The organism is Streptomyces sp. NPDC111520 (assembly GCF_055635295.1).
The window spans coordinates 1-20,253 of sequence record NZ_JBVKBW010000027.1 but is presented as its reverse complement, the minus strand read 5'-3'; the positions used below and the strand labels follow the sequence as shown (position 1 = coordinate 20,253).

Sequence of the window (20,253 nt, the reverse complement as noted above, 5' to 3'; positions counted from 1 at the left end):
CCACGGGGCTACACACCGCTGGTCAGCGCGGTGGCGCGATCGCCGCCGCTGTCGGGGTTCTTCGGGTCCTTCGGGTTCTCGGGAATCTCCCGGGCGGGGTTGCCGCCCCACCGGGCGTGTGCGGGGAGTTCCTCGCCCTTCATCACGAAGGAGTCCGGGGCGATCACGGCACCGTCGCCGACGGTCACGCCGTAGTGGACGAGGGCGCCGACCCCGAGGGTGCAGCCGGCACCCAGCGAACTGTGGTCGGACTTGAAGGCGCCGTCCTCCTGGGAGTGGCTCTGGATGACGGTGCCCGCGTTGAGCGTGCAGTCGTCGCCGATGGCGGCCAGCGAGCGCTCGGGGAGGAAGAGGCCGTCGTCGAAGACCCGGCGCCCGATCCGCACCCCGAGCAGGCGCCAGACGACGTTCTTGTACGGGGTGCCGTTGAGGACGTTCAGGTACTCCGTCGCGGCCGTCACCTTCCAGTAGCGTTCGTGCCGCCAGAAGTCGAGGTCGTAGATCGAGCAGTACAGCGGCCGCAGACCGCGGAAGCGGGTCACGACGCGCTCGCCGAGCACGATGTAGGTGACCGTGACCACCAGGACCACGACGTTCGCGACGGCGACCGCGGCGGCCCCGTACGCGGGGTAGAAGTCGGCCGCGCAGGACGCCGCCAGCAGCACCAGGAAGAGCAGCAGCCACTGCAGCAGCAGGTGCAGCACCGCTGTGCCGGTGTTGTGCCTGTTCTTGTCCGACAGCAGGCGGCGGAAGGTGTCGCCGTCCTTCAGGTGGTCGAACTTGCTGTCGCGGTCCACCGTGCGCGGGATCTCGAAGCTGGGCGAGCCGAGCAGTCCGACGTTCTCCCGGACCGGCCCCTCGACGGGGACCATGACCTTCGTCGCCAGCAAGCAGTTGTCGCCCGTCCTGCCCTGGGGCGGATAGGCGATGTGGTTGCCCAGGAAGTTGTGCGGGCCGATCGCCGTCCGGGTGACGCGGAAAGAGGTGCTCGAGTAGTCGGCATTCATGATGGACAGTCCGTCGGCGACCATGGTGCCGCTGCCCACCTTGCTCAGGAACGGATTCTCGTGCTTCACCTCGGTGCCGAAGTTCGAGCCGGTCTGTTCCACCGGCGACAGGTCGTAGCCGATGGCGCGCAGGTAGTGCACGACGGCCGAACTGTCGCCGAACAGGACGCGGAAGAACTTCCGGTTGGTGAGGAGCCCGATGGTCCGGTGCACCCCGTAGCGGAACCCGTAGAGCGGGTGGACGGTGTCGGGCTTCACGAGCGGGTGCAGCAGCCGCGGCACGGTGGCCACGGACAGCAGGCCCAGCAGCAGCGCCCCGCAGAAGAGCACGAAGGAGGCGGCCATGGCGTCGGCGTAGAAGGCCCACGTCGTCAGGGCCACCGGGCCCGGCTCCAGCAGCGGGTCCAGGCGCGGGACCACCGCGAGCAGGATCGCCACCCCGCCGACCGCGAGGGGGACCCAGACGGCCAGCAGGATCAGCAGCTGCGACAGGCAGTAGCCGATGCGGCGGCCCCTGCCGCACTCCAGCGGCGCGACCGAGCGGTAGTCCGCCGCGCCCGGCTGGGCCGGGGAGCCGTGCCACCGCTCGCCGGCCGGGACCGACTGGCCGGTGTGGAGCGAGGAGGCGTGGCCGAGTTGGGCGCCGTCGCCCATGGAGGTGCCGATGTCGAGCACCGTCACCTCGCCGATCAGCACCTCCCTGCCGAGGGTGACCGGGCCGGTCTGGATCGCCGACGAGTGTCCCCGGTAGCAGGAGAAGTACGAGTCCTTGCGGATGACCGCGCCGTCGCCGATGGTCAGCAGGTCGGTGCAGACCGGGACGTGCTTGGAGAAGATGGCCACGCCGCGGCCTATTCGCGCGCCGAGCGCCCTCAGGTACAGCACGTACAGCGGTGAACCGACGAACAGGACCATGGGGTTCGCCCGGATGAGGGTCCGCACGCACCAGAACCGGAAGTACGCCAGGCTCCAGATGCGGATCTCCTGCGGCTTCCACCGTCCGACCAGGAGCCACTTGCCCACGACGGGCAGGACGCAGACGCCGGCGAAGGCCGCGCCGCCGAACTCCACGGACCGCAGGTAGATGTCGAAGGGACCCGTGGCGGCGGATATCCACTCCGCGCCGCTCGTGACGACGAGCGCGGCGAGGTAGGACCAGCCCAGGAAGAACAGGGCCTGCAGCACACCGCACAGCACGTAGCGCGGGGTGCCCCGCGCGGCCGCCGCCTCGATCGCCTCCGGGACCGGCACGTCGGCGAGGGCGGACGCGGCCGTGCCCTGCGCGGCGGGGGACGGGGCCTCCGCCAGGGCCGCCGCGAGGCTCCTGATCGTCGGGTTCCGGTAGATGTCCTTCATCGACACCGACGGCAGGTCCTGGTGCTTCCGCACCCGGGCACAGAAATGCGCCATCACCAGGGAGTCGGCACCCATTTCCGTGAAGAAATGGCTGTCGGCCGATACCCGGTCGGTGTGCACGATGCCCGCCAGGATGTCGGCGAGTGTCTTTTCCGTGCCGTCGGCCGGGGCGGCGTAAGGGCGCCCGGTGGTTGAAGATTCATCGGGATCCGAAGCGGGATCCGACGCCAGGACCTCTGCAGATTTTTCCACGATGTGAGCTCCTTGAGGAAAAGTCGACCACGGGCGGCCGGTAAGGCCGGTACCCGGTGTCCCTCGCGCCCCGGCTGGGCCGGAGCGAGTAATCCGGAAGCCATGCGGTCGTGAGCTCTTCTCTCGCCATACAACCATATGTCGCTCCTCGTAGTCTCCGCCGTCCTCGTTCGGACTGCCACTCGAAGATGATCGAAGTGGCATGTCGCGGCCCTGGACTGCGCAAATGCTCGATAAGTCGCGACGAATCGACGAGTACCGTTCCGGAAAGCCGGAAAAACCATCGATTCGCAAGGTTGCGGGAAAGTCGCGGAGATGCGATAAGCGCTACCGAGAGTGTTCGTCCCGGTCAAGAGAGTTAAAAGACGACGGGCATTCGCTGAAGCCTCGTCATATGGCGGAGCCCGCCCGCGCGCAGGCCGCGCGGGCGGGCTCGGCGGTCACGGGCAGTCGTACGTGAAACCCGTGGTGACCGAGCGGTGGCCGGGGGTGGTGATGCGCAGCTCGGCCCGCGCCCGGTACGTGCCGTGGCCGCGGAAGGTCCACAGCAGGTGCAGCCGGGCCTCGTGGCGGCCGCGCGGGACCTCCTCGTACAGCATGTCGGAGGAGGTGCCGTCGTTGCGTAGCCAGCGGTAACTGATCGTGCCCGGGCGGCCGTTGGTGGTGACCACCGCGACCAGGTCGACGGTGGTGTCGCAGGCGGGCGCCGACGGGGACGGGGTGACGGTCACCCGCTGCACCCGCAGGCCCGGTCCGAAGCGCTGCCAGGCGAGGAAGAGCAGCACCGCCACCAGCACCGACGCGGCCAGTGCGTACCGCCGCGGCCATCGCCGACGTCGCGGGGGAGGCTGCCGGGGCGGCGTGAGTGCGCCCCGCCACACCTCGGCGGCGACGTTCGCCCGGGCCGCCGCGACCGGTGTGACACCGGGCCCGAAGCGCATCACGTCGCCCTCGACCCGGTCCGGGAGGACGACGGTGGGCCCGGCCTTCACCGTCGGGGTCGCGCCCTCGGCGCTGACCTGCGGTTCCAGCCGTGCCGTCGGCAGTGTGGAAGGCGCCCAGTGCTCGGCGAGGACGGTGGCGCTGTAGTCGTGATCGGCCGCCGGCCGTACGGGTTCGGCGTCCTGCGGCGGAGCGTCCTGGGGGACGGCGTCCCGCGCACTCGCCTCGTCCGGCGGTGCGTCCGCCGGTCCGAGGCGGACGGTGCGCTCCGTCCCCTCCGGCGGGAGGTCGCGTGGCCCGTTCACGTGATCACGCACCCGCGGGTGAGGATCTGCTGGAACGACTGCCCGTTGGCCGCCGCCGGGTCGGTGGTGGCGAGCGCCCCGAACCAACAGCCGCTGCCCCGCGGGAACGTGTGCTCGGCGGTGAAGGAGTACGAGGTCGAGCCGCTGCGGGTGAAGGTCTGCGCGCCGTCGGCGGTGCCGCGCTCCCCCTTCGCGTCGCTCACGTACCAGGTCACCGTGACGGTCACGGGGCGTGCGTCCCCGGTCCGCAGCCGGATGGTGGCCGCGGCGCTGAATGCACCCGTCTGGCCGAGCGAGGTGACGGCGACCTCGCGCACGCTCACCGGGGGTTCCGGTGACGTGGAGGGCGACGCCGGCGGCGTGGCCGTCACGGACGCGGAAGCCGTGGCCGAGGCCGAGGCCGTCGTGGTCGGCGTCGGTGCCTGCGGCGTGGTCGGCGTGGTGACGGCGGTGGCCCCGGTGGAGGCCGGGGCGCTCTCCGGCTGCGAGGGCGACGCACTCGTCGTGCCGGGCGAGGGACTGCCCGGTGGAGACGTCGTCCCCGGTGTGGCGGAGCTGCCGCGCGGGGTCGCTCTCGTCGTTTCCCCTGTCCAGTTGGCGGTCGTCTGCCGTGGGCCCTCTCCCGAGGCCACCGCGGCGAAGGTCAGCAGTCCGGCGATGACCACCCCGCCCACCGCGGCGAGAATGCCCTGACGTGTCAGGCGGCGCGCGCCGGCACCGACGAGGGTGGTGGCCAGGTCGGCCGTTCCGGCCGCCGGTCCCGCCGAGGGGAAGAGCAGCGGCAGCAACGCCGCTAGGGCGGCGAGCCTGCGCTGACCTCGCTCCTCCCAGTCGCTTCCGTAGGCCGCTCCCGCGATCACCTCCAGTTCCGCGACGAACGCCTCCGCGTCCGCCGGGCGCTGTGCCGGGTCCTTCGCCATCCCGCGGAGGATCAGCTGCCGCACGGGCTCCGGCGCCTCCTCCACCGGCACGGGTGCTTCGGTGTGCTGCACGGCCAGCTCGGCGAAGTTCTCGCCGCGGAACGGCTTGCGGCCGGTGAGGCACTCGTAGAACGTGGCCGTCACCGCGTACACGTCCGCAGCCGGGGAGGCCGTCCGCCCGTTCCACTGTTCCGGGGCCATGTAGGCGGGCGTTCCCACCACGGCCCCCTCGGTCCCGCTGCGCAAGGCGATGCCGAAGTCGACCAGCTTGGACGATCCGTCCGCCGCGACCAGGACGTTCTCCGGTTTGTAGTCGCGGTGCACCACTCCGGTGCGGTGGGCGGCGGCGAGGCCGAGCAACGACCCCTTGAGCACCACCAGCGCTGCCTCGGGCCCGGTGGCTCCTTCCTGGCGGAGCAGCGCCCTCAACGCGATCCCGTCCACCAGTTCCATGACGATGGCGGCGCCGTGGGGACCCTCCACGTACTCGTAGAGACTGACGACATACGGTGTGTCGAGACCTCCCAGGAGCTGTGCTTCGGCGCGGAACTCCTGGAGGAACCCGGGGTCCGCCCGGAGCTCGTCGCTCAGGTACTTGATCGCGACGGGCGTTGACGTGGCGTCATGGAACGCCAGCAGCACTCTTCCGCCGCCACCCGAGCCCAGTTCCCGGGCCTCGGTGTAACCGGGCACCCTCCAGCCGCTCATTCACTTGTCCCCCCTGCATGTGGCGCGGTGCCGGCGACCGCGTCGACTTTTCCTCAACAGACACGATTCCTCCACGGCCGGTTCCCGGGGAACCCCCCACCCGGCTGAACACCCCCCGCCGACCGTCCGTAGTACGGGGGGACGTGCGTTCCGATCCACCGAACGGCAACAGGGAAGGCGGCCGGCATGGCCCCATCGCGCCACGTGCTCAGCTCCGTCGTCGCAGGCACGGCCGCCTTGCTGCCGCTGGCCCTGGCGGGACCGGCGGCCGCCCACGGCGCGCCGGTGTCCCCGGTCAGCCGCGCCGCGGCGTGCGCGGCCGGAAGCGGACAGTACGTGGGGACGGCCGCCTGCCGGGCCGCCGCGGCCGCCAACGGCGGGAGCCGGCCCTTCGCGGACTGGGACAACCTCCGGGTCGCCGGGGTCGCGGGTCGCGACCGTCAGGTGATCCCGGACGGGAAGCTGTGCAGCGGCGGCCTGGCCGCCTTCCGCGGCCTCGACCTGCCGCGCACCGACTGGCCGGCCACCCGGCTGACGCCGGGCGCGGCCCTCACGATGGCGTACGGCACGACCATCCCGCACCAGGGCACCTTCCGGCTGTACCTCACCAAGGAGGGCTACGACCCGACCCGGCCCCTGACCTGGTCGGCGCTGGCGAGCGACCCCTTCGCGAAGGTCACCGACCCGCCCGTGTCCGGCGGGGCCTACCGCATCGCCGGGCGGCTGCCGTCGGACCGCACCGGGCGGCACGTCCTCTTCACGATCTGGCAGAACTCCTCGACCCCCGACACGTACTACTCCTGCTCCGACGTCGTCTTCCCGGCCGCCGTGGCCAAGGCACCGGCCAGGACCGCGAAGCCGGCGAAGCCCGCCAGGCCGTCGGCGGCCGCGACCTCCGCGAGCCCCGAGGCCACGGCCTCCCGCGGCACGGAGTCCCCGGCCGCCGCGGCGAGCTCCGCATCCGCCGCGGCCGACCAGGCCTCCCCGCGGGACGCCGTCCGCACCCCGGCGACCCAGCCCGTGGCGGCCGAGAGCGCGGGACCGGGGCGGACCCTGCTCGCCCTCGGCGGCGCCACACTGCTCGGCGGCATGGCCGCGATCGCCCTGCTGTTCCGGCTGCGCCGCCGGCCCGGTGCCCGGCGCCGCTGATCGGCTGTGCCATCCGTGCCCGGTGTTCTCCACGGATCATGCGGGCGCCGTGTTCTTCGACGTCGACGGCACCCTCGCCCCGGGGACGAGTTCGTCCGTCCACCTGGCCGGCTTCCTCGGCCACCGCGACGAGCCGGCCCGGGCCGAGGACGGCTACGCCTCCGGTGACCTGGACAACCGCCAGGTCTCCGAACTGGACGCCGCGGGCTGGGCGGGGGTTCCCGTGGACCGGGTCGCCGGCCGGCTCGACGGACTCCCCCTGGTGCCGGGCATCGGGGAGACCGTGACCTGGTGCCGGCGGAACGGTCTGCTGCCCGTCCTGGCGACCCTCGCCTGGTCGCCGGTCGGCAGCCACCTGGCCGGCCGTTTCGGCTTCCACGCGTTCGGCGGGCCCCGGCTGGAGACCGCCGGCGGCCGGTTCACGGGCCGGGTGGCCCGGCACTTCGACGAGTACGACAAACGCGACGTCGCCCTCGCGCAGGCGCGGCGCTCGGGGCTGGCTCCGCGTTCGTGCGCGGCCGTCGGGGACAGCCGCTCGGACCTCCCGCTGTTCGCGTCCGTGGGCGTGAGCGTGGCGTTCAACGCCTCGGCCGGTGCGCGTGAGGCGGCCACCGTCGCGGTCGACGCGGGGGACCTGCGCGCCGTGCTGCCCGCCCTGGGCCGCCTGGTCCGCGCCGGCATCTGACGTCCCGCGGGCGGCCGCCTCGCGCGGGGGTTCGCTCGTCGCCCCCTCCGGGGCCGCCCTACGGCGCCGGGACGAGGCCGTCGGCGACGAGGCCGGCCAGGACGGCCTCCCCGAGCGCGTGCACCGCGGACTGCGGGCGCACCATCACCGTGAACTCCTTGATCAGGCCCGCCTCGTCGACCTGCAGCAGGTCGATGCCGTGAATGCTCCTGCCGCCCACGGTGGCGCGGAACACCAGCACGGTCGACGGCGCCCCGGTGCCGTCCGCGCCGCTCTCGACCGTGCCGTCGAGGGTCCCCACGTAGTGGAAGTCCTCGAAGGTGCGCAGCAGGACGCCGAAGAGCCCCATCACCATGGGCTTGCCCTCGAACGGGGTGAACTTCACGGGGCTGTGGAGGCGGATGTCGTCGTGGAACAGCTCCTCCAGCGCGCTGAGATCGCCGCGCTCGACGGCGGCCCTGAAGCGGTCGGCGGCTTCCATGGCTCCTCCTGTGGTCGTCCGGCTCCGGACGCTCGATACTCAGAAAATTGACTAGTCAGTTCCTTGAGTATCATGGGGGGCGTCCACGCGGAAGGGCCCGGCCCGGCACGGCACGCCGGAACGGGCGGACGGAAGGGGAGCCGGGATGGCCCTGCGGCACGCGGTCCTGGCCGCGCTCCTGGACGGCGAACTCAGCGGCTACGAGCTGACGAAGGCGTTCGACATCGGCGTGGCGAACTTCTGGCACGCCCTGCCCCAGCAGCTCTACGCCGAACTGGCCAGGCTCGAGAAGGAGGGGCTGATCGCGGGCCGGGAGGTGGTCCAGGACAGCCGGCCCAACAAGCGGCTCTTCCACGTGACCGAGGGCGGGTTCGCCGAGCTCGAACGCTTCGCCGCCGCGGTCGGCAAACCCTCCTTCATCCGCGACGACCTGCTGGTGGCGGTGCAGGCCGCCGACGTCGTCGACGCGGGGGAGCTGATCGCCCGGCTGGGGGAGAGGGCCGCCTTCGCCGACGCCAAGATCGAGCTGTTCGAACGGCTGCTCGCGCGGATGCGCGGCGGCCGCACCGAGGAGGAGTTCCTCGGCCGCGGCCGCCGTGTGGGCCCCTACCTCACCTGTCTGCGGGGCCTGGCCTTCGAGGAGGGCAACCGGGACTGGTGCCGGCGGGCTGCCGAGGTCCTGCGGCAGCGGGCCCGGGTCGCGGAGGAACGCTGAGGGCAGGCCGCGCGCGGCTCGTCCCGCCCGTCCCGTACGGCCCGTCTCATCCGGACTGCCTCATCCGGCCCGCAGGGCGGCCGTCAGCCAGGCGACGGCCGGCGCCAGGGCCGGGGGTGCCTCCTGGCCGCCCACCCGCGCCAGCAGGTGCCAGTAGCGCTCGTAACGGGAGTCGTGCGAGATCTCCAGCCGTTCGGCCAGCCACGCGCGGAACTCCGGACCATCCGTACGGCCCGACAGCTCGGCGTAGGCCGCGACGAGTTCGGCCACGACCGGCCGGGCCGACGGTGAGGCCGGGTCGATGCCCGCCGCCGCGGCGCCCCCGGCGCGCTCGCGCAGCAGGTCGGCCGTCCGGCGCGCCACCGCCGGGTCCGGCTGCCCGTCCTCGGCGAGCGAGCGGCTCTGGTCGGCGACGGCCCGGCGGACACCGGCCCTGAAGTCCTCGTCCTGGATCAGTTCGGCCAGCTCAACCCAGGCGTCGACCTGTTCCGCGGAGGCGTCCTCGGGCAGTTCGGGCATCGCGGCGCGCATCATGGCCGGGAAACCGGGGTCGACGTCGATGCCGCTCACGATGTGGTCGACGAACTCGTCGACGAGGCGGCGGCGTTCACGGTCCGAGAGGGTGGCGAGTCGGTGCATCAGTTCCGTCTCCTGTGGTGAGGCCCCGCGCCCCGCGACCGTCCGCAGCACCGCCTGGCGGATCCGCAGGGTGCGGATCTGCACCTCCAGCGCCTCGGCGTGGGCGGCGGCGACCTCGGCGACGGTGACCTCGCGGTCCAGGATGGAATGGACGGACGCGAGGTCGATGCCGAGGTCGCGCAGCGTGCGCACGAGGGCTAGGCGGTCCAGCGCGGCCCGGTCGTAGAGCCGGTAGCCGGCGGGTGTCCGGTCGGTCGGCGGCACCACTCCGGTGTCCGACCAGTACCGGATGGTCTTCACGGTCAGACCGGTCAGCCGGGCCAGGTCACCGATGGTGTGGAGGGTGTCGTCGTCCATGTCCGCCATCCTGGGGTCTCCCGCCGCGGGAGACTCAAGCACGCGCTCCGCCCGCCCGCACCCGGGTGCCTCGCGGAGGCGCTCGTCCCGTGTCACCAGGCGCGGGCCTCGCGCAGCAGGAGGTCGCGGACGAGGCCGAGGTGCGGGTGGTGGTCGGCCCCCGGGCGCTGCACGAGGTAGGCCGTGTTGATGGGCGGGTCGTCGGGTTCCAGCAGCGGCACGAGTGTCCCCTCGGCGAGGGGGGCGGCGCACAGGTAGCGGGGGAGGACGGTGAAGCCCGCGCCCGCCGCCACCAGGGCCAGCACGCCGCGCAGGTCGGGAACGGTCACGGCGGCCTGGCCGGTGAGCCGCCGGTCGAAGACGTGGCGCCAGTAGCGGCGGGCGATCGGCAGGTCCTCGGCGTACGAGACGAGCGGCACGCCGCTCAGCGCGCCGGGCCCGTCGGACGCCACGTCCAGCCGGGCGGCCCGCGAGGGGGCGGCCACCAGCACGAACTCCTCGTCCATCAGGGGTACGGCACTGAGCAGACGGCCGCGCGGCCGGTGGGTGGAGATCACCAGGTCGTGCTGTCCGGCGCGCAGCGAGGCCAGCAGGTCGTCGGTGAGCCCGGTGCCTAGGCGCAGCCGCACGCCGCGCTCGACGAGCGGTGCGAGCGCCGGCAGCACGCGCTCGCACAGCACCTCCGCGGGGCCCCCGAGCCGGACCGGCTCGGCAAGGACGTCCGGGTCGCCGTGCCCGCGGTCGGCGACGGCCGCGAGCGCGTCGAGCGGCTCGGCCACCCGTCCGGCGAGCTCGTCGGCGAAGGGCGTGGCGGCGACCCCGCGCGGCAGCCGTTCGAAGAGCTCCCGGCCCAGTTGCCCTTCGAGCGTACGGATCTGGGTGGTCACCGTCGGCTGGGACAGCCCCAGCAGCCGCGCGGCCGCGGTGAAGGAACCCGCGCGGTGCACCGCCAGGAAGGTGCGCAGCAGCGTCAGGTCCAGCGGCCCCCCTGACGGGCCGCCGCCCCCGCGCGCCGTGCGCAGTCCCGGCGACCCATTGGAATCCGTATGGCTCATGGTGGCGATCCTATTGGAAGTCGATGGCTCTCCCGTCCTACCGTCGGGGTCCGCGGCCCGTTCCGAAGACGGGCGGCGGCAACCGAGCACCCCAAGGAGACCTGACATGGCGAAGATCCTGTTCGTCCTGACCGGCGCGTCGTCCTGGACGCTGTCCGACGGCACCGGGCACCCCACCGGCTTCTGGGCCGAGGAGGCCGTGACCCCGCACCGCGTCCTGACCGCCGCGGGGCACGAGGTCGTGGTGGCCACCCCGGGCGGAGTCCTCCCGGCAGTGGACCGGGCCAGTCTGGCCCCCGAGTACAACGGCGGGGAGGAGGGCGCGAAGGCGGTCGCCGAGGAACTGGAGGCGATGACGGCGCTGCGGCACCCGGTCAAGCTGGAGGACGCGGACCTCGACGACTACGCCGCCGTGTTCTACCCCGGCGGGCACGGCCCGATGGAGGATCTCGCCGTCGACCCGGTCTCCGGACGCCTGCTGACCGCCGCCCTGGACTCGGGCAAGCCGCTCGGCATCGTCTGCCACGGCCCCGCGGCCCTGCTCGCGGCCGAACGCCCGGAGGGCGGCTGGCCGTTCGCGGGATACCGGCTGACCGCCTTCACCGACATCGAGGAGACCCAGGGCGGGCTCGCCGCCCACGCCCCCTGGCTCCTGCAGGAGCGACTGGTCGCCCTCGGGGCGGACTTCCAGGAGGGCGAACCCTGGGCGCCCCACGTGGTGACCGACCGCAACCTGATCACCGGCCAGAACCCGGCCTCCTCCGGCCCGCTGGCCGAGCGCCTGCTCGCCGCGCTGGGCTGAGGCTGGACCGGCCCGGGCGGCGCCCCCGAGGATGGGGTGCCATGAAGGTGAACAGCGTGGCCGACGCCGACGCCCTGGCCGGCCTGGCGCACGAGGGCCAGACCGACCGCATCGGCGTGCCGTACGTCGAGCACGTACGCGCGGTCGCGGCGGGCCTCGCCGCGTTCGGGCCGGAACTGCAGATGGCGGGGCTCCTGCACGACGTGATCGAGGACACCCCGTGGACCGCCGGCGCGCTGCGCGCCGCCGGCGTCCCGGACCGGGTCGTCGCCGTCGTCGAGCGGGTCACCAACCAGCCGGGCGTGGCCTACGAGGACAAGCTGCGGCGGATCGCCGCCGACCGGGACGCGGCCCTGGTGAAGATCGCCGACAACGCCCACAACAGCCACCCGGACCGGGCCGCCCGTCTCGACGAGGCACAGCGGCTGCGGCTGGCCGCCAAGTACCGTCGCGCCCGCGACATCCTGTGGCCCGCGGTGCCCCGCGAGGACGTCGCGGTCATCCTGGCGGTCGTCAACCCGGCGCTGCTGGCGGTTCTTCCGCCGGCCGGGGGACCGCGGTGACCGCGCGTCGCGGGCCGGCCGGCGCGATGTTCGGGTGGCGCGGCGCCGGCGGTCGGCGGGCATGCCGCGGTGCGTGAGGGCGTGGTCGTCAACTCGGCGCTGCTGCACGGTGTTCCGTGGGCCTCGGGACCGCGGTGACCGTACGTCGTGGGCCGGCCGGCGCGGTGGTGCGGCAGCGGGTTCGGTGCGTGACGGTGTCGCGGTCGTCCCGGCGTTGCTGCGGGGTCTTCCGCGAGCCGGGCGTCCGGTCGGCCGAGGCCGCGCGCCCTGTGGGCGCGCTCCGGTCCGTCGGTGGGCGGCGGGGGCGTCAACTCGGCGCCACCGCATGGTCGTTCGCGGGACGGCGGACCGCGGTGACCACGCGTTGCAGGCTCGCGAGCCAGATCGCCGCGTCGACGGCGTAGTACAGCAGCGGGTCGGGCGCGCGGCCGCCCGAGGCCGCGCAGACGTCGGCGATGACCGTGCGGTCCGTGGGCACGCTCCGGTCCGGGGACTCGGCGGGCGCCGGACGCATCGTCCCCGAGCGCAGGTCGTACGTCAGCGGCAGTGTGGTCAGCCGCAGATGGTGCGCCGCGTCCCGCAGGTGCGCGGCGCTCAGCGGCCACGCCGCCAGCGCGCCCGGCGGGCAGTGGTCCACCAGGGTCTGCCCCATGGTCAGGACCCGGTTCCCGGCCAGCATGATCGCCTGGAAGTCCGTCGGCAGCACGGGCCCCGCGCCGGGGGTGTCGCGCTCGGTCGCGAACTGCGCGTAACTCGCCTCCGCGATCAGCTGGGCGAGCCGGGCCCTGGACAGCGCGTCGCCCATCGCGCCGGTCCCGGTGATGCAGTCGGTGATCTGGGTGACCGCCCGGGTGCCCTGGTCGAGCAGGCGCGAACAGGCCCGCCCCAGCTCGCCCGTGCCGCCCCGCGGCCAGGCCAGCAGCCCGACGAGGGTGCCGGTCAGGGCGCCGGTGACCACGTCCGCGATCCGGAAGGCGGCGAGTTCCGGACCCGCGGGGGCGATCTGCGTGAAGGCGGTGGCCACCGCGATCGTGAAGAACGCCTGGCCCCAGCCGAGTCCGAGCAGCGGTACCGCGGTGAACGCCAGGAAGAACACCGGCGGCATCGCGAGCGCGTACACCAGCGTGTGGTCGGCCACGAACAGCAGCAGCACCGCCGCCAGCCCGGCTCCCACCAGGGTGCCCCGCACCGCGGGGACCACGGTCGTACGCGTGCCGGCGGCGCTGGTGCGCATCACCGTCAGCGTGGTCAGCAGCGCCCAGAAGCCGTGCGACAGGTCGAGCCCGCCGGCGATCAGCCGCGCCGCCGCCAGGGCCAGCGCGATGCGCACGGCGTTCTGGAAGTACACCGAGCGCGGTGTGAGATGGGCCCGCAGCCGGTGCCCGTACAGCGCGAGGGGCGACTGCCCCGCGTACCAGAACGGCCCCGGCCCCTCCGCGGGCCGCGTCGCGTCGGGCGGCACCGGGGCGCCGAGCGCGATCCGCACGGAGGTCACCAGGAACGCCGTGGTGTACGCGATGTCGAGCGCGATCGCCCCGTCCCGCACCGTCGTGGCGGAGGCCACCCCGGACACCGGCCGGCGGGCCCGGTGCTCCTCGAAGGCCGTCGCGGCGGCCGCGCACGGAGCAACCGGGGGCGCCGAGGTCTCGCCGCGCAGAGCCAGGGCGGCACCGTGGCAGGCGGTGGCCGAGGCGAGCAGCATCCGTGACCGCGCCACGTCCGACGCCGGCGCGCGCTCCGCCGCGTCGTCCGCCAACTGCCCGGTCTGCGCCAGCAGGTGCCGCAGGTAGGCGGCACTCTGGCACAGCGCCCGGTCGCGCGCCCCCGCCGACACCGGGCGTTCGTCCTTGGGCACATGGCTCATGCGCAGTTGCTGCGCCGTCTCCAGCAGGGCCGCCGACCGATCGCGCACCACGGGCGGCTCCAGCGCCAGCCCCCGCAGGGTCTCCGCCGCGGTCCCGCACGCGTGGGCGAGCCGGTCCTGGTAGCGGCCCGGCGAGGGATCCGGCCACACCCACAGCTCGGCCGCCGCCATCAGCAGGACGCCGACCACCAGTCCGCACAGCCGCAGTCCCAGCGTCTCCGGCTGGTACGGCGGGAAGCACGGCAGGATGTAGAACAACTGCAGGCCGTTCGCGAGCCCCAGCAGCTTCGGTCCGCCCACCCCCGCGTACGTCACGGCGAAGCCGACCCCGAGCATCCCCAGCGCCGCCGTCCAGTCGCTCACGGCCAGCGCCGTGCCCAGGGCCACCAGCAGGGCGGCCACCGGCAGCGCGGCCAGCAGAGTGCGGGCCCGCTCGCGCGGCGTACCGGGCACGTACGACAGGGCGCCGGAGGCGACTGCGCCGAAGAGGGCGTAGATCGCGACGACGGGGTCGCCGAAGCCGTAGCGCGCCACGTAGAAGCTCAGGCACGCCACCAGCGTCACCCGCGCAGAACGGCGCACCGCCCGAAGACCCGGATCACGGGCCCGCACCCACTCCAGCCCACCGCGACCGGGCACCCGCGGCCTCCTCGCTGCTCGGGTCCGCGACACGCCGGACCCCCTCAGATCACCGTAGGACGGGCCGCACCGCCCGGCCACCGCGCGGCCGGGCCCCGCCCGCGTGCCTCACAGGCGGACGGTGACCAGCGCGATGTCGTCCGCCGAGCCGCCGGTGACCCCGAGCCGGTTCAGCAGGGTGTCCGCGAGCGGCTCCGCGCCGAGCCCGGGCTTCTCGGCGAGCACGGAGGTCAGCCGGGCCAGGCCCGTGTAGATGTCCTCCTTGCGGCGTTCGATCAGCCCGTCGGTGTAGAGCACCAGTGTGTCCCCCGGGCGGTACGCCACGGCCGCCTGGGGCCGCGCCACATGGGCCGGACGGGCCCCCAGGGGCGGGTCGGTGGCCTGGTCGAGCAGTTCGCAGCGGCCGTCGCCGTGGAGCAGCACGGGCGGCGGATGCCCGGCGCTGCTGTAGCTGATGGAGTGCCGCTCCTTGTCGATCAGTGCGCTGACGGCGGTCGTGGCGAGCGCGCCCTCGACGCAGCGGGCGTACTGCCCGACGACCTCCAGCGCCTTGGCGGGCCCCTCCACGGTCCGCATCGCCGCGCTCAGCGCGCTGCGCAGCATCCCCATGACGCTGGCAGCCTCCAGGCCGTGGCCCACGACGTCACCGACCGCCACCGCGTAGCAGCCCGTGGAGAGGTTGACCACGTCGTACCAGTCGCCGCACACGTTCAGCGAGCCCGCGGCCGGCAGGTAGCGCACCGCGATGTCCTCGTGCTGGGCCAGGTCCGGCGAGTGGAGCATGGCCTCCTGCAGCGTCAGGGCGACCTGCCGTTCCCGGGCGTGGGCCTCGCGCAACTGGTCGTTGAGGCGCTGCAGCTCGCGGGCCCGCGCGTACAGCTCGGCCTCCATCGCCTGCTCCCGCTCGCTGAGGTCGGCGCCCTGCAGCCCGTGCCGGTGCCGGCGGGCCTGGACGAACGCCGTCACGTCCTCCACCCGGTGGATGATCCATGCCACGGTGCCGTCCGCGCCGAGCACGGGGGTGTTGATCGGGCTCCACCAGCGCTCCTCGAACGTTCCGGGCTCGGCCACCAGCTCGATGTCGTACCTCTGCGGTGCCATCGTGTCGGGCTCGTGGGAGGCCAGGACCCGGTGCAGGGAGGCGCTGAGGTTGCGCACCCCGTCCGCCAGCGGGTCGGCGGGGTTGTCGGGGAACGCGTCGAAGATGTACCGGCCGATCAGGTCGTCCCGGGTGCGCCGGGTCGCCCTCAGGTACGCCCGGTTGACGCCCACGATGACCAGTGCCTCGTCCAGTACCAGGTACGGGCTGGGCGTCGCCGCGAACAGTGCCGCGTAGTCGATCCGCGGTGCCGCCACGGCGTGCTGCTGGTCGTCCCCCCTGTCGGGCAGGCCCATCCCACCAATCTATAAGGCCTCCGGTGTCCTCACCTGTCGCGAACGGGGGGCCCCCGGCGGTGCCCGGGGACCCGCCGTCGCCGCGGGCTCAGCCCGAGGCGAGCGGGGTACGGGACTCCAGGTCGCGGCGCGTGGCGTCGCCGTACTCGCCGCTCTCGTCGCCGCGGACTCCGTACCAGACCTGGAAGCGGGCGACGGCCGCGGTGAGGCGCCCGTCGAAGCGGCCGTCGACGGCACCGCCCGCGTACACGTCCGGGATCCGCAGGAGCCGGGTCTGCAGTTCGCTGACGGCCGGTCCGGTGTCCCCCTCGCGGAGCACCCCGCGGTGGGCGCCCGCGCCGGGGGAGCCCGGAGCGGCGGACGTGGGCGCGCCGGGGGCGGTGGGGGCGGCGTCCCGCGGCGCGCCGGGGTGGAGGACCCCGGGGGAGAACAGGGCGAGCGCGAGGGCGAATCCGGCGGCACCTCCCGTGCCGGTCAGCACGGCGACGCGCAGGGCGCGCGTGGTGCGCGTGGCGCGGGGGGAGGGCCGTGCCGTCCGGGTCCCGGCCCGGGGGGCCGTGGGCGGCGGTGCGGGCCGCCGTGCGGGCGGTACGGTGCGGGGCATCGGCTGGGTGTCGGGGCCGTCCTCCGGGGGCGGGACGGAGCCGCCGGACGGGCGGAACAGGTCGAGGGATTCCTCCCACGGCTCGTCCGGTCCTCCGGGCGTTTCCCGCGCGGGGATGACGCGCGTCGGCTCGATCATGCGGCGCCGTGACGGTCCTCCGCCGGACGGGTTCGGCACAGCGGTCCCCCTGTTCTCCCCCAGGTCATCCGTTACGGGCCGACCACGCTAGGACCCGCCCGCCCTGCCACGGCCCGGATTCGCCGAATGCGGCGCGGCCCGGGACCCGTTGGGGTATGCGGCAACCGCCTCCGCCGGCGCCGGGGCGGAGGCCCGGTGACCCCGGGCGGGCCGGTCGCCTATCGTCGTGGCTGCGGAGAGCGCTCCGCGGACGACGGCACCGAGTGGAGGACGGGCATGCGCTACCGGGAACTGGGACGCAGCGGGCTGCGCGTGTCGGAGATCGGCTACGGCGCCTGGGGGATCGGCGAGTCGGCGTGGGTGGGCGCGACGGAGGACGAGTCCGTACGCGCCCTGAACCGGGCCGTCGACCTCGGGGTGAACCTCGTCGACACCGCCCGGGGCTACGGCGAGAGCGAGCGGATCGTGGGCCGGGTCGTCCGCGAGCGGGCCCGGGCCGGCGAGGAGGTCCTCGTGGCCACCAAGGTGCCGCCGAGGAACCGGCTGTGGCCCGCCCCCGACGGGGTCGACCCCGCGGACGCCTTCCCCGGCGACCACATCCGCGAGAGCCTCGACACCAGCCTGCGGGCGAGCGGCCTCGACCGCGTCGACGTGCTGCAGTTCCACGTCTGGAGCGATGAGTGGGTCGGCCGCGGGGACTGGGCGGAGACCGTCGCCGACCTCAAGAAGCAGGGCAAGATCCGGCTCTTCGGGGTGTCGGTCAACGACCACGAACCGGACAACGCCCTCGCCCTGGTCCGCAGCGGGCTGGTGGACACGGTGCAGGTGATCTACAACGTCTTCGACCAGGCGCCCGCCGACGCGCTGCTGCCCGCCTGCCAGGAGCACGGCGTCGGCGTCATCGTCCGCGTGGCGCTGGACGAGGGCGGCCTCACCGGCCGGATCACCGCCGGGGCCACCTTCCCCGAAGGCGACTTCCGCAACCGCTACTTCCGCGACGACCGCCCCGCGCAGGTGGAGCGGCACGTGGACGCCATCGTCGCCGACCTGGGCATCGACCGGGACGACATGGCCGAGACCGCCCTGCGGTTCGTGCTGAGCGCGCCCGCGGTCTCCACCGTCATCCCCGGCATGCGGTCGGTGCGCAACGTCGAGCGGAACACCGCGCTGAGCGACGGGCGCCCGCTGACGCCGGAGCAGCTCGCCGTCCTGGCCCGGCACCGCTGGGAGCGCAACTTCTACGGCTGACCGGCCGGGGCCGCCCGGCGCCGGCCGGTGCGCGAGCGGCCCGGCCGGCCCGCGCGACCGGCCGGCCGCAGCATGAACGCCGTGGCCGGGGGAAGGCGCGCCTCCGGACCGAACGGATCGTTCACGGAGGTAGCCATGTCAGCATCCACGGCGCACGCCGACCCGCCGGGAGTCCTGCGGACCGATGTGCCGGCCCGCCTGGACCGGCTGCCGTGGACCCGCTGGCACTGGCGCATCGTGATCGGCCTGGGCACCGTGTGGATCCTCGACGGCCTCGAGGTCACCATCGTCGGCAACATCGCGGGCCGGCTGGCCGAGCGGGGCAGCGGCATCGACATCAGCACCGCCCAGGTCACCACGCTGGCGGCCGCGGTCTACGTCGCAGGGGCCTGCCTTGGCGCGCTGTTCTTCGGCAGGCTGGCCGACCGGCTCGGCCGCAAGAAGCTGTTCATGGTGACCCTCGCCGTCTACCTCGCGGCCACGGCCGTCACCGCGGTGTCGTGGACCGCCTGGTTCTTCATCCTGTGCCGCTTCTTCACCGGGTTCGGCATCGGCGGTGAGTACGCCGCCATCAACTCGGCGATCGACGAACTGATCCCGGCCCGGGTGCGCGGCCGGATCGACCTGATCATCAACGGCAGCTTCTGGATCGGCGCCGCCTTCGGCGCGTTCGCGTCCATCGCCCTGCTGGACACCTCGCTGTTCGCCACCGACGTCGGCTGGCGGCTCGCCTTCGGCATCGGCGTCGTGCTGGGCCTGGTCATCCTGCTGGTCCGCCGCCATGTGCCGGAGAGCCCGCGGTGGTTGTTCACCCACGGTCGCGCCGACGAGGCCGAACGCCTGGTCGCGGAGGTCGAGCGCACGGTCACCGAGGAGAGCGGCAAGCCCCTGCCGGAGCCGGAGGGGAGCATCCTCATCCGCCCCCGCGGCGAGCTGGGCTTCCTCACCATCGCCCGCACCGTCACCCGCGCCTACCCGCGCCGCACCGTGCTCGGGCTCGCGCTCTTCTCCGGCCAGGCCTTCCTCTACAACGCCGTCACCTTCGGCTACGCGGTCATCCTCACCACCTTCTTCGACGTGCCGAACGGCGAAACCGGCTACTACTTCGCCGTGATCGCGGCCGGCAACTTCCTCGGGCCGCTGCTGCTCGGCCACCTCTTCGACTCCGTGGGCCGCAAGCCGATGATCACCGGCAGCTACGTCGGCTCCGGCCTGCTCCTGTTCGGCACCGCCTACCTGTTCCAGCAGGGCGTCCTCAGTGCGGTGACGATGACGGCCTGCTGGACGGCGGTGCTGTTCTTCGCCTCCGCGGGTGCCAGCGCGGCCTACCTGACGGTGAGTGAGATCTTCCCGCTGGAGACGCGGGCGCTGTGCATCGCCTTCTTCTACGCCGTCGGCACCGCCCTCGGCGGCATCACCGGCCCCCTGCTCTTCAACGGCCTGGTCAGCAGCGGCGAGCCGGCCGACACCACCCTCGCCTTCTGCCTCGGCGCCGCCGTGATGACCCTCGCGGGGCTGGTCGAGGCGGCCATCGGGGTCCGCGCCGAGCGGCGCAGCCTGGAGTCGCTCGCCACCCCGCTCAGCGCCGTCGAGGAACCGGCGGGAGCCCCCGGTGCGGGCGGCGGGAAGGGCGGTACGAGCGGTACGACCGGCGCGCGGCCCTGAAGCGCCTCGCCGGCGGCCCGGGGGGCGTATCGTCCGACGGGTCGTGGCCGACCGGAGTGAGGACGTCCGTGCGAAAGATCATCATGCAGATGTCGGTGTCCCTCGACGGCTACTTCGAGGGTCCCGACCGCGAGATCGACTGGCACCTCGTGGACGAGGAACTGCACCTCCACATGAACGAGCGGCTGAAGGTGATGGGCGGCTTCCTCAGCGGCCGCGTCACCCATGAACTCATGGCCGCCTACTGGCCGACCGCCGACGCCGACCCGCGCAGCAGTCCCGCCGAGGCGGAGTTCGCCGCGATCTGGCGCGACATGCCGAAGGTCGTGTACTCGCGGACGCTGGAGCGGGCCGACTGGGGCACCACGATCGTGCGCGACGTCGTCGCCGAGGAGGTCATGGAGCTCAAGGCGCGGCCCGGCGGCGACCTGGCGCTCGGCGGGGCCGACCTCGCCGCGTCCTTCCTGCGGCTGGGCCTGGTCGACGAGTTCCGGATCTACGTCCACCCCGTCCTGCTGGGCCGGGGCAGGTCACCCTTCCCGGACGCCGGCGCCCTCACCGCCCTCCGGCTCACCGGGACCGAGACCTTCGGCAACGGGGTCGTGCTGCTCCGGTACGAGCGGGCCGACGCGGACGCCGACGCCGTCGACGCGGGGCCCGGCCGCTAGATGTATTGACCCGCAGCGTTGTTGACGCGGCTGATCGGGGGCTTGCCTCCGAGTGCGGTGTGGCAGCGGTGGTGGTTGTAGGTGTGGAGGAAGTCT

At 73.7% G+C, this 20,253-nt stretch carries 17 protein-coding genes and 1 pseudogene; 8 read left to right on the top strand and 10 right to left on the bottom strand.

The window, feature by feature from the left end:
• Positions 1–8: 8 nt before the first annotated feature.
• From ACZ7MY_RS38455 to ACZ7MY_RS38445, 3 genes are all read right to left on the bottom strand, one after another.
• Complete coding sequence (locus ACZ7MY_RS38455; RefSeq protein ID WP_499609926.1) at positions 9–2,618, bottom strand: Pls/PosA family non-ribosomal peptide synthetase; 2,610 nt, start codon at positions 2,616–2,618, stop codon at positions 9–11.
• A 437-nt stretch (positions 2,619–3,055) separates the two neighbouring features.
• The gene (locus ACZ7MY_RS38450) at positions 3,056–3,862 is read right to left on the bottom strand and encodes a hypothetical protein (RefSeq protein ID WP_499609752.1); all 807 of its coding nucleotides are present in this window, start codon (positions 3,860–3,862) and stop codon (positions 3,056–3,058) included.
• Positions 3,859–5,490 carry a serine/threonine-protein kinase gene (locus tag ACZ7MY_RS38445; protein WP_499609750.1) on the bottom strand — a complete coding sequence of 544 codons (1,632 nt, stop codon included), beginning with the start codon at positions 5,488–5,490 and terminating at the stop codon, positions 3,859–3,861. Before ACZ7MY_RS38445 ends, ACZ7MY_RS38450 begins: the two co-directional genes overlap by 4 nt.
• 186 nt (positions 5,491–5,676) lie before the next feature.
• On the opposite strand from ACZ7MY_RS38445, the gene ACZ7MY_RS38440 reads away from it, so the two are divergent.
• On the top strand, positions 5,677–6,639 hold the full coding sequence (locus ACZ7MY_RS38440; RefSeq protein WP_499609749.1) for a lytic polysaccharide monooxygenase: 963 nt from the start codon (positions 5,677–5,679) through the stop codon (positions 6,637–6,639).
• 22 nt (positions 6,640–6,661) lie between these two features.
• Positions 6,662–7,324, top strand: a complete 663-nt coding sequence (locus tag ACZ7MY_RS38435; protein ID WP_499609747.1) for an HAD family hydrolase — start codon at positions 6,662–6,664, stop codon at positions 7,322–7,324.
• 58 nt (positions 7,325–7,382) lie between these two features.
• On the opposite strand, the gene ACZ7MY_RS38430 is transcribed toward ACZ7MY_RS38435, so the two are convergent.
• The gene (locus ACZ7MY_RS38430; protein ID WP_499609744.1) at positions 7,383–7,805 is read right to left on the bottom strand and encodes a nuclear transport factor 2 family protein; all 423 of its coding nucleotides are present in this window, start codon (positions 7,803–7,805) and stop codon (positions 7,383–7,385) included.
• 145 nt (positions 7,806–7,950) lie between these two features.
• Between ACZ7MY_RS38430 and ACZ7MY_RS38425 the strand changes: the two genes are divergently transcribed.
• On the top strand, positions 7,951–8,520 hold the full coding sequence (locus tag ACZ7MY_RS38425) for a PadR family transcriptional regulator (RefSeq protein WP_499609742.1): 570 nt from the start codon (positions 7,951–7,953) through the stop codon (positions 8,518–8,520).
• Between the two features lie 60 nt (positions 8,521–8,580).
• On the opposite strand, the gene ACZ7MY_RS38420 is transcribed toward ACZ7MY_RS38425, so the two are convergent.
• Positions 8,581–9,516, bottom strand: a complete 936-nt coding sequence (locus ACZ7MY_RS38420) for a MerR family transcriptional regulator (protein WP_499609740.1) — start codon at positions 9,514–9,516, stop codon at positions 8,581–8,583.
• A 92-nt stretch (positions 9,517–9,608) separates the two neighbouring features.
• Entirely contained in the window at positions 9,609–10,571 is a 963-nt protein-coding gene (locus tag ACZ7MY_RS38415) for a LysR family transcriptional regulator (RefSeq protein WP_499609738.1), read from the bottom strand.
• Positions 10,572–10,677: 106 nt separating this feature from the next.
• Between ACZ7MY_RS38415 and ACZ7MY_RS38410 the strand changes: the two genes are divergently transcribed.
• Entirely contained in the window at positions 10,678–11,373 is a 696-nt protein-coding gene (locus ACZ7MY_RS38410; RefSeq protein ID WP_499609737.1) for a type 1 glutamine amidotransferase domain-containing protein, read from the top strand.
• Between the two features lie 41 nt (positions 11,374–11,414).
• On the top strand, positions 11,415–11,936 hold the full coding sequence (locus tag ACZ7MY_RS38405; RefSeq protein ID WP_499609734.1) for an HD domain-containing protein: 522 nt from the start codon (positions 11,415–11,417) through the stop codon (positions 11,934–11,936).
• 307 nt (positions 11,937–12,243) lie between these two features.
• Here the strand turns inward: ACZ7MY_RS38405 and ACZ7MY_RS38400 are convergent, their stop codons facing one another.
• From ACZ7MY_RS38400 to ACZ7MY_RS38390, 3 genes are all read right to left on the bottom strand, one after another.
• Positions 12,244–14,439: an FUSC family protein gene (locus ACZ7MY_RS38400; RefSeq protein ID WP_499609732.1), complete on the bottom strand. Its 2,196-nt coding sequence runs from the start codon at positions 14,437–14,439 to the stop codon at positions 12,244–12,246.
• A gap of 108 nt (positions 14,440–14,547) precedes the next feature.
• Positions 14,548–15,834 (bottom strand): PP2C family protein-serine/threonine phosphatase, encoded by a 1,287-nt coding sequence (locus tag ACZ7MY_RS38395; protein ID WP_499609731.1) that lies wholly within the window; start codon positions 15,832–15,834, stop codon positions 14,548–14,550.
• Between the two features lie 88 nt (positions 15,835–15,922).
• Complete coding sequence (locus tag ACZ7MY_RS38390; RefSeq protein ID WP_499609728.1) at positions 15,923–16,576, bottom strand: peptidoglycan-binding domain-containing protein; 654 nt, start codon at positions 16,574–16,576, stop codon at positions 15,923–15,925.
• 276 nt (positions 16,577–16,852) lie between these two features.
• On the opposite strand from ACZ7MY_RS38390, the gene ACZ7MY_RS38385 reads away from it, so the two are divergent.
• The 3 genes from ACZ7MY_RS38385 (at position 16,853) to ACZ7MY_RS38375 (ending at position 20,157) form a co-directional block, all read left to right on the top strand.
• On the top strand, positions 16,853–17,824 hold the full coding sequence (locus tag ACZ7MY_RS38385) for an aldo/keto reductase (RefSeq protein ID WP_499609725.1): 972 nt from the start codon (positions 16,853–16,855) through the stop codon (positions 17,822–17,824).
• Between the two features lie 135 nt (positions 17,825–17,959).
• Positions 17,960–19,489 (top strand): MFS transporter, encoded by a 1,530-nt coding sequence (locus tag ACZ7MY_RS38380; protein WP_499609723.1) that lies wholly within the window; start codon positions 17,960–17,962, stop codon positions 19,487–19,489.
• 68 nt (positions 19,490–19,557) lie between these two features.
• Positions 19,558–20,157 (top strand): dihydrofolate reductase family protein, encoded by a 600-nt coding sequence (locus ACZ7MY_RS38375; protein ID WP_499609720.1) that lies wholly within the window; start codon positions 19,558–19,560, stop codon positions 20,155–20,157.
• Here the strand turns inward: ACZ7MY_RS38375 and ACZ7MY_RS38370 are convergent.
• Positions 20,154–20,253 (bottom strand): annotated as a pseudogene (locus ACZ7MY_RS38370) (IS481 family transposase); the annotation flags it as partial. The gene ACZ7MY_RS38375 and the pseudogene ACZ7MY_RS38370 overlap by 4 nt on opposite strands.

Bases quoted from the DNA above. Each gene is read 5' to 3' on its own strand.
- ACZ7MY_RS38445 (WP_499609750.1), bottom strand. From the start codon at position 5,490: ATGAGCGGCTGGAGGGTGCCCGGTTACACCGAGGCCCGGGAACTGGGC.
- ACZ7MY_RS38440 (WP_499609749.1), top strand. From the start codon at position 5,677: ATGGCCCCATCGCGCCACGTGCTCAGCTCCGTCGTCGCAGGCACGGCC.
- ACZ7MY_RS38430 (WP_499609744.1), bottom strand. From the start codon at position 7,805: ATGGAAGCCGCCGACCGCTTCAGGGCCGCCGTCGAGCGCGGCGATCTC.
- ACZ7MY_RS38425 (WP_499609742.1), top strand. From the start codon at position 7,951: ATGGCCCTGCGGCACGCGGTCCTGGCCGCGCTCCTGGACGGCGAACTC.
- ACZ7MY_RS38420 (WP_499609740.1), bottom strand. From the start codon at position 9,516: ATGGACGACGACACCCTCCACACCATCGGTGACCTGGCCCGGCTGACC.
- ACZ7MY_RS38415 (WP_499609738.1), bottom strand. From the start codon at position 10,571: ATGAGCCATACGGATTCCAATGGGTCGCCGGGACTGCGCACGGCGCGC.
- ACZ7MY_RS38410 (WP_499609737.1), top strand. From the start codon at position 10,678: ATGGCGAAGATCCTGTTCGTCCTGACCGGCGCGTCGTCCTGGACGCTG.
- ACZ7MY_RS38405 (WP_499609734.1), top strand. From the start codon at position 11,415: ATGAAGGTGAACAGCGTGGCCGACGCCGACGCCCTGGCCGGCCTGGCG.
- ACZ7MY_RS38395 (WP_499609731.1), bottom strand. From the start codon at position 15,834: ATGGGCCTGCCCGACAGGGGGGACGACCAGCAGCACGCCGTGGCGGCA.
- ACZ7MY_RS38390 (WP_499609728.1), bottom strand. From the start codon at position 16,576: ATGATCGAGCCGACGCGCGTCATCCCCGCGCGGGAAACGCCCGGAGGA.
- ACZ7MY_RS38385 (WP_499609725.1), top strand. From the start codon at position 16,853: ATGCGCTACCGGGAACTGGGACGCAGCGGGCTGCGCGTGTCGGAGATC.
- ACZ7MY_RS38380 (WP_499609723.1), top strand. From the start codon at position 17,960: ATGTCAGCATCCACGGCGCACGCCGACCCGCCGGGAGTCCTGCGGACC.